Origin of the sequence: Yersinia mollaretii ATCC 43969 (assembly GCF_013282725.1) — a bacterium.
GTDB lineage: Bacteria > Pseudomonadota > Gammaproteobacteria > Enterobacterales > Enterobacteriaceae > Yersinia > Yersinia mollaretii.
The window spans coordinates 2,149,440-2,161,456 of the sequence record NZ_CP054043.1 but is presented as its reverse complement, the minus strand read 5'-3'; the positions used below and the strand labels follow the sequence as shown (position 1 = coordinate 2,161,456).

Genomic DNA, 12,017 nt, shown 5'->3' with positions numbered 1-12,017 from the left:
TTTCTGTTTTTCGCGTATAACTCGCGGTGGGTATGACACCTATAATCAATTGACTCAATTTCGCTGGTGGGTATAATACCCATTAGCAACTCACCAGGAGGTCACATGGAGAGTGGCGATTTAATAAAACGATTACAGAATATAGGCTGGCAAGTCAGAGGTGGTAAAAAAACCAATAGCGGTAGCCATATCACTATGTGCAAACCAGGGGTTCAAAAAATTATTACGCTGCCCCACCCGCGTAAGGATGTTTCCAAAGGCATACTACGACAAGCTATGCGGACTGCCGGAATGAATTGATTTAACCAGAGCAAAAATGCTTAGGGAGTTAACCATGATCTACCCTATTTTTATCTTCAGTACCGAGGCTGGATTTGACGGCTACTTTCCCGATATTGACGGCTGTTTTTTTGCGGGCGATACCTTTGCCGATATCAGCAAAAACGCGGAGGAAGCCTTTGCTGTTCATATTGAAGCGCTGATGGATGAGGGCTTTCCATTGCCGGTACCCGCCCAAGATCCGCAGCGCTACATTGGTGATCCGCGCTTAAAAGAAGATGGCGGAATTTTGGGCTTTGTTGAGATTGATCCGGCCAAATATGAAAGTAAGGCGGTCAAATTCAATCTGACCATGTCGCAAAATCTGCTGACCGCGATTGATAAATTTATCGCGACACACCCTGACTATAAGAACCGCAGCCAGTTTCTGGCAGAGTTGGCTCGAGAGCGAATTATCAGCTAATGGTGGCAAAAGTAAGGGCGCTATCTGCGCCCCATTTATCACAATCAGTCACCTCAGCCTTCATGCAGGCCGCATTCGCGTTTCAGGCCAAAGAAGCGGGTCTCTTCCTCGCTCATTCCTGGCTCCCATTTACGGGTGGTATGGGTATCACCGACAGATAAGTAGCCCTGCTCCCACAGCGGGTGATAGCTCAAGCCATTTTGGGTTAAATAGTGATAAATCTGGCGATTATCCCAGTCAATGATCGGCAACAACTTAAATACGCCGCGCTGAACAGCCAAAACCGGTAATTGCGCGCGGCTGCCCGATTGCTCACGGCGTAGACCGGCAAACCACGTTTGTGCGCCTAAGGTCTCCAGCGCCCGATTCATCGGTTCCACTTTGTTCAGCTCGTTGTAGCGCTCAATGCCCTCGACACCCTGCTCCCACAACTTGCCGTACCGCGCTTCTTGCCAAGCAGGACTTTGCGGGGCGCGAAACACCTGCAAGTTAAGTTGCAGTTTCTCGGTCAACGCATCAATAAACTGATAGGTTTCTGGGAACAGATAACCGGTATCCGTCAGAATAACCGGAATATCGGGCCGCAGACGGGTCACCAAATGCAAGCAAACGGCCGCCTGAATACCAAAACTGGAGGAGAGCACAAACTCTCCGGGCAGATTGTCCAACGCCCAACTCACGCGATCTTGTGCCGTTAGGGACTCAAGTTCGCGGTTAATCTCGGCTAATGCCGCCGTTTGTTCGGTTTTAGGTAGCGTATTAAGCTCACTCAAATTTATTTGGCTCACACCGCCTCCTGCACTTCGTAAAAGTCACGGGCTGAATCAATCACTGGCGCGATAACTCCGGCACGAATAACAAAATCACCGAAACCCTCATCGTGATGGCGCTCTTTGGCCCAGCGACCCACCAACTGATCAGTAATCGCCAAAATTTCATCTTCGGTGATATTTTCGCGGTACATCCGTGGGATACGAGTGCCTTCGCGGTTACCGCCCAGATGCAGGTTATAACGGCCCACCGCTTTCCCCACCAGCCCCATCTCAGCCAGTAGAGCACGACCACAACCATTCGGGCAGCCTGTCACGCGCATCACAATATGCTCATCGGGCAGACCATGCTGCTGCAAAATCCCCTCGATGCGGGTCACAAATTCTGGCAAGAAACGCTCCGCCTCCGCCATCGCCAGTGGGCAGGTGGGGAAGGAAACGCACGCCATAGAGTTTTCACGTTGCGGGCTGACACTGTCGTCCATCAAGCCATGCTCGCGCGCTAATGCCTCAATGCGCGATTTATCTTTTTCCGGCACACCCGCCACAATCAAGTTCTGGTTAGCGGTCAGGCGGAAATCGCCCTGATGGATTTTAGCAATCTCGGCAACGCCCGTTTTCAAGCTGCGGCCGGGGTAGTCCAGCAGACGCCCATTCTCAATAAAGAGGGTCAGATGCCACTTCTTATCAATGCCCTTCACCCAGCCGATACGATCACCACGGCCAGTAAACTGGTAGGGCTTGATGGCACCGAAGCTCACGCCAGCCCGTTTTTCAACTTCAGCTTTGAAGGTCTCAACACCCACGCGCTCGAGTGTGTATTTGGTTTTGGCATTCTTACGATCGGTGCGGTTACCCCAATCACGTTGAGTGGTGACAACCGCTTCCGCAACCGCCAATGTGTGTTGCAGCGGGATATAACCGAATTCACTAGCTTTACGTGGATAAGTATTCTTATCACCATGAGCAATGGATAGCCCGCCCCCGACCAGCACATTAAAGCCCACTAATTTGCCTTTTTCCGCCACCGCAACAAAGTTGAGATCATTGGCATGGAGATCGACATCATTTTGTGGCGGAATGACCACTGTGGTTTTAAATTTACGCGGTAAATAGGTCGCACCGAGAATCGGCTCTTCATCTGTGGTGGCCACTTTTTCCGCATCCAGCCAAATTTCGGCATAGGCGCGGGTGCGTGGCAGCAGGTGCTCAGAGATCTTTTTCGCCCATTCGTAAGCTTCTTGATGCAGTACGGACTCCACCGGATTCGAGGTACAGAGCACGTTACGGTTGACATCATTTGCCGTCGCCAGCGCATCCAGCCCCAATTGATTAAGCAACTGGTGAGCCGGTTTCACATTGCCCTTCAGAATGCCATGAAACTGGAAAGTTTGGCGGTTAGTGATACGAATGCTGCCGTATAAGGTGTTATCCGCCGCGAATTTATCAATGCCCAACCACTGTTGCGGGGTAATAATCCCGCCCGGTAAGCGGCAGCGCAGCATCATGGCGTGGCGGGGTTCCAGCTTCTGCTCGGCACGTTCTGCACGGATATCGCGGTCATCTTGCTGATACATGCCGTGGAAACGGATCAACAGGAAGTTATCGCCGTTGAATCCCCCGCTCAGCCCCTCATTCAGGTCTTGGGCAATGGTTCCGCGCAGGAAATTGCTTTCCGACTTCATGCGCTCGCCATCGGAGAGTTTTCCGGTCACGACCAGTGGCCCTGGGTGTTTTTCACTCATCAGTACACATCCCGCTGATAACGGCGCGCTAAGCGCAGCTCACTTAAATATTCATCAGCCTGCTCGGTATCCATCGCACCGTGCTCAGCCACCACGTCCAGTAAAACCTGCTCAACGTCTTTCGCCATGCGGTTAGCATCGCCACAGACGTAAATGTGGGCACCTTGCTGTATCCAGCTCCACAGTTCTGCGCCCTGTTCGCGCAGCTTATCTTGCACATATATTTTATGAGCCTGATCGCGGGACCAAGCCAGATCAATGCGGGTCAGCAAGCCCTCTTTGACGTAGCGCTGCCATTCAACTTGATAGAGGAAGTCTTCGGTAAAATGCGGATTGCCGAAGAGCAGCCAGTTCTTGCCACTGGCACCAATGGCCTCACGCTGTTGCATAAAGGCGCGGAATGGGGCGATACCTGTGCCCGGCCCAATCATGATCACTGGCGTTTCTGGGTTAGCAGGTAAACGGAAATTATCGTTATGTTCTATGAAGATACGAATGTCGTCATCCACCGCCAGCCGGTCAGCCAGATAACCAGAAGCGCCCCCGGTGCGAGGTCGGCCATCGATATCATAACGGACCACGCCCACGGTAATATGCACTTCATTTTCAGTTTCAGCCTGCGAAGAGGCGATGGAGTAAAGGCGCGGTGTCAGTGGCCGCAGTAGCGCCACCAACTGATCAGCATTCAAGTCCGATGGAGCCTGACGCACCATATCAACGATGGGGGTATTTTTCGCATACAGTTGGAGTGCGGGTTTATCGGCCAGCAATGCAATCAGTGTTTCATCGCGGGAGAGCGCCGCGTATTTATCGACAATCACCGTGGTATTTTGAGTCAGTTCAAGGTGGCTGCGCAGCGCTTTGGCCAGCGGTATATTCTGCCCATCAATGCTCACTGGCTCATCACCTTTGAGCCACAATAGTGCGAGCAGCTCTTCGACCAGTGCCGAGTCATTATCAAACCAGACTCCCAGCGCATCACCCGGCTGGTAACGCAGCCCTGAGTCGCCTAAATCAATTTCAATGTGGCGCACATCTTTTTCTGAGTGACGACCCGTCACTTTTTGCTGAACTGATAACTGTGCCGTCAGTGGCGCGCTTTTGCTGTAGGGGCTGGAGGTAATTTCATCGACAGCACCACTTTGTGTTGCCGCGACCGCCGCCGGGGATTGAGCTGGAACTCTGGCCTGCAACACCGCCACCACCTGCTGACGCCACTGTTGTGCCGATTCCTGATACTCCACATCGGCATCGACGCGATCCAATAACCGCTCAGCGCCCAACTCAGCCAGTTTGTTGTCGAAATCTTTGCCCGCCTGACAGAAATGTTCGTAGGAGGTGTCCCCCAAACCAAATACCGCAAACGCAGTTTCTGGCAATTTCGGGGCTTTTTTAGAGAAGAGGAATTTGTGCAATGCCACCGCTTCTTCTGCTGGCTCACCTTCGCCTTGAGTCGAGGCCACTACAACTAACAGGCGCTCCTGCGCAATTTGTTTAAACTTATAGTCACCCGCATTAACCAGATTGACACTCAGCTTAGCGGCCAACAGGTCATCGCGTAGCTGTTCAGCTAAACGCCGTGCATTACCGGTCTGTGAGGCCGAAATCAGGGTCACTGTCACCGCTGGCACTATCGCCGCAGGAGCAACAACGGTATCAGGCTGCTGGTTAACCCTGCCCCAGAAGTAGCCAGACAACCATGCCATTTGGGTTGGGGATAGCTCACCAACCGCTGCTTGTAAGCGGGTCAACTGCTCCGGCGATAGCGGAAGTAAAGAAGTAGGAGGAGCCTGAGTCGTCATTGCAGTACGAATTCCTTTATGCGTTAACCGTGGTTGGCACGAATAGTCGTTGGTGCGAATCATTGCCGACGCAAAGGGTTTGCGCCTAAATGTCTTGATAGTTTGTAAGGTTAACCACCCCGCTAGGAACAATTAAAGAAGCGATGGACATAATAAATAACTAAAACGACTAAGCAGTTTTTCAGATAATTGATATGAGTTAAAGTGTTCAACTTATTAGGAAAATTCGCACCAATGGGTAGCAAGCCGTTGGTTTGGTATGTCTGTATAGAAATCAGTAAGCTACGTAATGATTACCGGGCCACAGTGAGCTAAATTCTGTTCGCGATGATGTGCTTTCATAGCCAGCATCAGTACTTTCCGGTACTATGCGGCGGTTTTTGAGTCAATTAAGGTCAGAATAATGAGCACCACCCTATTTAAAGATTTTCAGTTTGAAGCCGCTCACCGGCTGCCCCATGTCCCAGAAGGGCACAAATGTGGTCGTTTGCACGGTCATTCATTTATGGTCCGTATTGAGGTGACGGGTGAAGTCGATGCACACTCTGGCTGGGTGATGGATTTTGCTGAGCTAAAATCGGCATTTAACCCTATTTGGGAACGTCTGGACCACAACTATCTGAACGATATTCCCGGCTTGGAAAACCCAACCAGTGAAGTGCTGGCGAGCTGGATTTGGCAGCAACTTAAACCGCAATTACCCGAATTAAGCGCCGTGATGGTGAAAGAGACCTGCTCTGCGGGTTGTGTTTATCGCGGGTAAATGAGCAATGCTGTAACAGCTGTGCCTCCCAAAGTCATTGATGTTGCAGCAAGGCAGCAAGTGAATGAACCCCAATGAGCTTACATCAGTAAGTGATTTGGGTGAATGAGCGCCGCAACACTGCTGCGGCGGCAAGGACGAAGGGGGTCATGCTATGTTCAAGTATTTGTGCGTCTGCATCGATAACCGCCAATTCTTGGCGATACAGGTTTCAATGCAGAGTTTGGTCGCATCCTCCTTCTGACTGATAGGCTGCAACGCAATTATCCGCTTTTTGTCATCATGCAGTGTCGCCAGCAATGCCTCCAGCGCTTCAATATCCCGCAAGCGGCCTACCGGATGCTTAATTTCATCTGCACGTTGCAATGCTTGCGGCAAGACTTTCAAGCCACCGCGCATATTCACTTTCGGCGAAACGGTTACCCAAGTGGTGGCTGAGCACTGCACTTCGTGCGTCCCACTGGTTTCAATCTGGCAGCTATAACCGCCTTGCTCAAGCAGAGAAGTGAGCGGTCGCAAATCGTAGATGGATGGCTCACCACCAGTGATGACCACGTGACGCGCGGTGTATCCCTGCTGAGAGAAGATATCCAATAGCTGCTGTTCAGTGGCAGACCCCCAAGCATCACTTTCAGCGGTTTTCACCATAATGCGCTGCATATCGACTTCCCGATCAGCCTCTTTTTCCCAGGTGTGTTTGGTATCGCACCAGCTACAACCTACTGGGCAGCCCTGCAATCGCACGAAGATCGCCGGCACGCCGGTGAAGTAACCCTCGCCCTGCAAGGTCTGGAACATCTCATTAATCGGGTACAGCATCAGTATCTCTATCGTCACGCAAGCCAATAGATGATTATCGCAGATTCTCGTGGCGATGACCAAACTGGCAACCCTTGGGCCGCCAGTTTGTTTGTATCAGGCGGTTACTCAATAACACCGCAGGCCATGCGAGCGCCGCCACCACCCAGTGGCATGGGGTGGTCAGCGTAGTTATCACCGCCAGCATGAATCATCAACGCGTGCTGTTTCAGCTCAGATAACGATTTCAGGCGCGGGGCCAAAACCTGATAAGTGGCGGTGCCATCAGTATTCACGACCAGCCCCGGTAAGTCACCCAGATGCCCTTTGTCATTATAAGGACCAAGATGAGTGCCGGTTTTCTGCGGGTCAAGATGGCCGCCCGCAGCAAGGGCAGGCACGGCTTTGCCGTCTTTCTGGCCCGGTGCACAACTTGGGTTTTCATGTAGATGGAAACCATGAATACCGGCTGCCAACCCAGTCAGATGGGGGGTAAACAATAGGCCATAAGCGGTTTCAGTCACCGTCACAGTACCCAGCGCTTTGCCATTACCGTCTGGCAGGGATTCATTCATGGTCACGGTAACCTCCGCAGCCAGTAAGCTACTGGAGAACAGTATCGCGGGTAACAGTAAGCATTTCAATTTCATCAGTTATCTTCCTTTATGCATGATTGCCGAGTCATTCGGGTATGGGTTAATGATAACGGATGATGAATTATCTGCACGACAGTGGAGTGATAGATGTGAGTCAAGTAAGGGGTTCCGGCGAGATTCAGATGAATCTCGCCGAGGCTAATAGAGATATAGCCTTAGGTTGTTCTGACGCCAACCGCTCCACCAAGGTTATAGTAGAAAGTGAAATCTAGCTCCACCACTTACCATGGTGAGAGTGGAATATCTATGAACTGGCTATAGATAAGGACAGAGAGGCATTTAGACTATAAGGTGCTGGCTGAGCAGTAATAACAGGCGCTAATTGATCATTACGGTCGGGTATCGCGGCCGTAGCGTCGATAAGCCGACTATCATTAAATTCATCATGAGAATTTGAGACGAATTCACTATCAAAATCAAACTCCCAATCATCAAGATAAATATATTTAGATTCAATATCGTCTATTTTTAACTCTCCAATAACAATATCAATAAATTTACTATCAGAAACCCCTTTCTCTTCCATTTCACTTAATATAGTCATTACCTCCTCATGACCTCCTTTTAATTGGATGGCAGCAAAAATATTTTCATTGCTGACACCTACCTTTAGAGCCTGATTGATTAGTGCATCTGATATTTTATAGCGTTCTTGCATAATCGCACTGGCAAGATCATTTAATGAAATACGACCATCAAGTCCATTTTTTATATGCAGTGTAGTTATCACCTCTTTATGCTCTGGATATTTACCTATAAATAACTCCAGCTCGCTAATTGAACTCCCTCTTTTAGATATTTCAACAACAAGCTCACGAAAAACCATCCTTCCTTCATCGCTATAATTGAATGTTTCTTTATGAAAACGATACTCTTCTATATTTTTAACACCATGTTTAGCCATTGTAGCAAAGTCAGTAATATCAATAGAAGCAGGATAAGAAGCAATAAAATCTAGCACATCACTCCCTATTCCATATTTTTCAAGAATAGATAGTTTCGCAGCTAACTGTCGATCATAGATTTTATTTTTATACATTAACCCAGCTATACTTTCACTGACATCACTTGAGGCTAATATGTCTTTCACTGAATATTTAGACACATTAATCTCTTTCTTGTATATATTCGCACTTTCCTGATTAATTTCGTGACTTATACCCTTAGAGTGCATTTCATTTGAATACATATAGTGAATACTACGATCCATAATAAATCCTCATAACTTATTGTGATAAAAGTAAGTCAATGAGTATATATAGGGGAAATAAAATCACCCCTTAAATATATTCACATTATCTTTTTAATAACTTAATTTACTTATAATTAATATTATTTATTATTAATTTAAATTTGAAACAATTGTCTATATATACACATTATCAGAGTCCATACGTCTTTTAGGAGTAATATTTATTCTTAGGTACATGAGCGAAATTCTTCAGATAACGGCTCACACATTGGCAAGAAAAATGGCTATATTCAGACGAATTTTAATCATAAAAAAACCCGCCGAAGCGGGTTTTATCAATCAACTGTGATAGAAGACAAAGCGCAGTAATTACTGGCCTTTCACTTCTTTCAGACCGTTAAATGGTGCGCGGTCACCCAGCGCTTCTTCGATACGGATCAATTGGTTGTATTTAGCAACACGGTCAGAACGGCTCATAGAACCTGTTTTGATCTGGCCTGCTGCAGTACCTACTGCCAGATCGGCAATGGTAGCATCTTCAGTTTCGCCTGAACGGTGAGAGATAACTGCGGTGTAACCTGCATCTTTCGCCATCTTGATCGCAGCCAGAGTTTCGGTCAGAGAACCGATCTGGTTGAATTTAATCAGGATAGAGTTAGCAACACCTTTCTCGATACCTTCTTTCAGGATCTTGGTATTGGTCACAAACAGGTCATCGCCCACCAGCTGGATTTTGTCACCCAAAACTTCGGTCTGGTATTTGAAGCCAGCCCAGTCAGATTCGTCCAAGCCATCTTCGATGGAGACGATTGGGTACTGTTTGGTCAGGTCTTCCAGGAAGTGAGTGAACTCTTCAGAAGTGAAAGCTTTGTTGCCTTCGCCAGCCAGAACATATTTGCCATCTTTGTAGAATTCAGATGCTGCACAGTCCATCGCCAGAGTCACGTCTTTGCCCAACTCGTAGCCAGCTTGTTTTACCGCTTCAGCGATAACAGCCAGTGCTTCGGCGTTAGAACCCAAGTTTGGTGCATAACCGCCTTCGTCGCCGACTGCAGTGCTCATGCCTTTGGATTTCAGAACTTTAGCCAAGGTATGGAACACTTCAGAACCGATACGAACAGCCTCTTTCAGAGTTTTAGCGCCAACAGGCTGAATCATAAACTCTTGAATATCAACGTTGTTATCAGCATGTTCGCCGCCGTTGATGATGTTCATCATAGGCAGTGGCATAGAGAATTTGCCTGGGGTGCCGTTCAATTCAGCAATGTGCTCGTACAAAGGCATGCCTTTAGACGCTGCTGCTGCTTTCGCTGCTGCCAGAGAAACAGCCAAGATGGCGTTAGCGCCAAATTGGGATTTGTTCTCAGTACCGTCCAAATCGATCATGATTTTATCGATGTTAGCCTGATCTTTGGCATCTTTACCCAAAACTGCCTGAGCAATTGGGCCATTTACTGCTGCAACGGCTTTCAGAACGCCTTTGCCCAGGAAACGGGATTTGTCACCGTCACGCAGTTCCAGTGCTTCACGGGAACCAGTAGAAGCACCTGATGGTGCCGCAGCCAAACCAACGAAACCGCCTTCCAGATGAACTTCGGCTTCTACAGTTGGGTTACCACGGGAGTCGATGATTTCGCGACCGATGACTTTAACGATTTTGGACATTAGATTTTCCTCAGTACAAGTTAAACTAAAACTCCAGACAGAGGGGGCGACATCGCTGCCGCCCCTTCTACCAAATATTTTATTTCACCTGGCGCTTCTGATAATCACCAGCCGCTTTCACAAAGCCGGCAAACAACGGGTGACCATCACGTGGCGTCGAAGTAAATTCTGGATGGAACTGACAAGCCACAAACCATGGATGGTTTGGCAACTCGATAATCTCCACCAGTTTGTTATCCGCAGAACGCCCGGCAACACGCAACCCGGCAGCTTCAATTTGCTTCAACAACATATTGTTTACTTCATAGCGATGACGATGGCGCTCAACGATGGTTGGCTCGCCATACATCTGACGTACCAGACTCCCTTCGGTCAGGTTGCATTGCTGCCCACCCACACGCATAGTACCGCCCAAATCGCTCTCTTCCGTACGGACTTCAACGTTGCCGTCTTCATCACGCCATTCGGTGATTAATGCAACCACCGGATACTTACAGTCTGGCACAAATTCTGTGGAGTTCGCGTTTTCCATTCCCACAACATTGCGGGCAAACTCCATCAGTGCAACTTGCATCCCCAAGCAAATGCCTAGGTATGGAATATTGTGTTCACGGGCATAACGTGCCGCCAGAACCTTGCCTTCCACACCACGGTAACCGAAGCCACCGGGGATAAGGATAGCATCCAGCCCTTTCAGCATCTCTTCGCCGCGTGTCTCAACATCCTGCGAATCAATCAGCTTGATGTTCACCGTCAGGCGATTTTTCAACCCGCCGTGCTTCAAGGCTTCAATCACAGATTTATAGGCATCCGGTAGTTCTACGTATTTACCAATCATCCCGATGGTCACTTCGCCACCCGGATTTGATTCTTCGTATAATACCTGTTCCCACTCTGCGAGATTTGCTTCAGGACAAGTTAAGCTGAATCGTTTACAAATATAATCGTCAAGGCCCTGTGATTTCAATAGCCCTGGGATTTTATAAATGGAATCAACGTCTTTTAGGGAGATAACGGCTTTTTCTGGCACATTGCAGAACAGGGCGATTTTGGCCCGCTCATTAGCAGGAACTGCGCGATCAGAACGGCAAATCAGCACATCTGGCTGAATACCAATGGAAAGTAGCTCTTTTACCGAATGTTGCGTTGGCTTGGTTTTCACTTCACCGGCAGCAGCCAGATAAGGAACCAACGTCAGGTGCATGTAAAGCGTGTGCTCACGGCCAACATCAACCGCCATCTGACGAATCGCTTCCAAGAATGGCAGGGATTCGATATCCCCGACAGTGCCGCCAATCTCAACCAATACCACATCGTGGCCTTCGCCGCCTTCGATGATGCGCTCTTTGATAGCATTGGTGATATGAGGAATAACCTGAATAGTTGCACCCAGATAGTCGCCACGACGCTCTTTACGCAGGACTTCGGAATAGATGCGGCCCGTAGTGAAGTTGTTGCGACGGGTCATTTTGGTGCGAATGAAGCGCTCATAGTGCCCTAAGTCCAGATCGGTCTCAGCACCATCTTCGGTGACAAAAACTTCCCCGTGTTGAGTCGGGCTCATGGTGCCCGGATCCACGTTGATATACGGGTCCAGTTTCATGATGGTAACGTTGAGGCCACGGGCTTCAAGTATAGCCGCCAGAGAGGCTGCGGCAATGCCTTTACCCAGAGAGGATACGACCCCGCCGGTCACAAAAATATAATTAGTTGTCATGCTGAACCTGAGAGTTTAGGTTTAAAGACGATGGAAGTACCAGGACGGGAAAGTAGTATACCGGAACCTGGGTTTCGCTACAAATGATCTCCACGACCATGGCGGTTTTCGCTGCCAAAACCGCACGGAACGTCGTCTTGCTATTCGTTATAATTCAATATATTAAC

At 48.8% G+C, this 12,017-nt stretch carries 11 protein-coding genes; 3 read left to right on the top strand and 8 right to left on the bottom strand.

Going from position 1 to position 12,017, the window contains the following annotated elements; genetic code table 11:
• Window positions 1-105: 105 nt before the first annotated feature.
• Both HRD69_RS09545 and HRD69_RS09540 read left to right on the top strand, forming a co-directional pair.
• Window positions 106-300, top strand: coding sequence for a type II toxin-antitoxin system HicA family toxin (locus HRD69_RS09545; protein ID WP_032814235.1), 195 nt, complete (start codon window positions 106-108; stop codon window positions 298-300).
• A gap of 34 nt (window positions 301-334) precedes the next feature.
• Window positions 335-742 carry a type II toxin-antitoxin system HicB family antitoxin gene (locus HRD69_RS09540; RefSeq protein ID WP_004875033.1) on the top strand — a complete coding sequence of 136 codons (408 nt, stop codon included), beginning with the start codon at window positions 335-337 and terminating at the stop codon, window positions 740-742.
• 53 nt (window positions 743-795) lie between these two features.
• Here the strand turns inward: HRD69_RS09540 and HRD69_RS09535 are convergent, their stop codons facing one another.
• The 3 genes from HRD69_RS09535 to cysJ are packed head-to-tail and all read right to left on the bottom strand — an operon-like array spanning window position 796 to window position 5,059.
• Window positions 796-1,530, bottom strand: coding sequence for a phosphoadenylyl-sulfate reductase (locus HRD69_RS09535; RefSeq protein WP_032814238.1), 735 nt, complete (start codon window positions 1,528-1,530; stop codon window positions 796-798).
• Complete coding sequence (gene cysI, locus HRD69_RS09530; RefSeq protein ID WP_032814241.1) at window positions 1,527-3,257, bottom strand: assimilatory sulfite reductase (NADPH) hemoprotein subunit; 1,731 nt, start codon at window positions 3,255-3,257, stop codon at window positions 1,527-1,529. Before cysI ends, HRD69_RS09535 begins: the two co-directional genes overlap by 4 nt.
• Window positions 3,257-5,059 (bottom strand): NADPH-dependent assimilatory sulfite reductase flavoprotein subunit, encoded by a 1,803-nt coding sequence (gene cysJ, locus HRD69_RS09525; protein WP_004875035.1) that lies wholly within the window; start codon window positions 5,057-5,059, stop codon window positions 3,257-3,259. The genes cysI and cysJ overlap by 1 nt, the downstream gene beginning before the upstream one ends.
• A 403-nt stretch (window positions 5,060-5,462) precedes the next feature.
• Between cysJ and queD the strand changes: the two genes are divergently transcribed.
• On the top strand, window positions 5,463-5,822 hold the full coding sequence (gene queD / locus HRD69_RS09520) for a 6-carboxytetrahydropterin synthase QueD (protein WP_004875036.1): 360 nt from the start codon (window positions 5,463-5,465) through the stop codon (window positions 5,820-5,822).
• Window positions 5,823-5,969: 147 nt separating this feature from the next.
• Here the strand turns inward: queD and queE are convergent, their stop codons facing one another.
• From queE to pyrG, 5 genes are all read right to left on the bottom strand, one after another.
• The gene (gene queE / locus HRD69_RS09515) at window positions 5,970-6,641 is read right to left on the bottom strand and encodes a 7-carboxy-7-deazaguanine synthase QueE (protein WP_032814243.1); all 672 of its coding nucleotides are present in this window, start codon (window positions 6,639-6,641) and stop codon (window positions 5,970-5,972) included.
• A 104-nt stretch (window positions 6,642-6,745) separates the two neighbouring features.
• A complete protein-coding gene (gene sodC / locus HRD69_RS09510; protein WP_004875038.1) occupies window positions 6,746-7,270 on the bottom strand; it encodes a superoxide dismutase family protein in 525 nt (174 codons plus the stop codon).
• Window positions 7,271-7,520: 250 nt separating this feature from the next.
• Window positions 7,521-8,486 carry a hypothetical protein gene (locus HRD69_RS09505; RefSeq protein WP_032814245.1) on the bottom strand — a complete coding sequence of 322 codons (966 nt, stop codon included), beginning with the start codon at window positions 8,484-8,486 and terminating at the stop codon, window positions 7,521-7,523.
• A gap of 351 nt (window positions 8,487-8,837) precedes the next feature.
• Window positions 8,838-10,133, bottom strand: coding sequence for a phosphopyruvate hydratase (gene eno, locus HRD69_RS09500; protein ID WP_004875041.1), 1,296 nt, complete (start codon window positions 10,131-10,133; stop codon window positions 8,838-8,840).
• A gap of 79 nt (window positions 10,134-10,212) precedes the next feature.
• Window positions 10,213-11,850, bottom strand: coding sequence for a glutamine hydrolyzing CTP synthase (pyrG, locus tag HRD69_RS09495; RefSeq protein ID WP_032814247.1), 1,638 nt, complete (start codon window positions 11,848-11,850; stop codon window positions 10,213-10,215).
• Between the last annotated feature and the right edge of the window lie 167 nt (window positions 11,851-12,017).

Excerpts from the sequence above, each read along its gene's own strand:
- HRD69_RS09545 (WP_032814235.1), top strand. The coding sequence starts at position 106 with ATGGAGAGTGGCGATTTAATAAAACGATTACAGAATATAGGCTGGCAA.
- HRD69_RS09540 (WP_004875033.1), top strand. The coding sequence starts at position 335 with ATGATCTACCCTATTTTTATCTTCAGTACCGAGGCTGGATTTGACGGC.
- cysI (WP_032814241.1), bottom strand. The coding sequence starts at position 3,257 with ATGAGTGAAAAACACCCAGGGCCACTGGTCGTGACCGGAAAACTCTCC.
- cysJ (WP_004875035.1), bottom strand. The coding sequence starts at position 5,059 with ATGACGACTCAGGCTCCTCCTACTTCTTTACTTCCGCTATCGCCGGAG.
- queD (WP_004875036.1), top strand. The coding sequence starts at position 5,463 with ATGAGCACCACCCTATTTAAAGATTTTCAGTTTGAAGCCGCTCACCGG.
- queE (WP_032814243.1), bottom strand. The coding sequence starts at position 6,641 with ATGCTGTACCCGATTAATGAGATGTTCCAGACCTTGCAGGGCGAGGGT.
- sodC (WP_004875038.1), bottom strand. The coding sequence starts at position 7,270 with ATGAAATTGAAATGCTTACTGTTACCCGCGATACTGTTCTCCAGTAGC.
- HRD69_RS09505 (WP_032814245.1), bottom strand. The coding sequence starts at position 8,486 with ATGGATCGTAGTATTCACTATATGTATTCAAATGAAATGCACTCTAAG.
- eno (WP_004875041.1), bottom strand. The coding sequence starts at position 10,133 with ATGTCCAAAATCGTTAAAGTCATCGGTCGCGAAATCATCGACTCCCGT.
- pyrG (WP_032814247.1), bottom strand. The coding sequence starts at position 11,850 with ATGACAACTAATTATATTTTTGTGACCGGCGGGGTCGTATCCTCTCTG.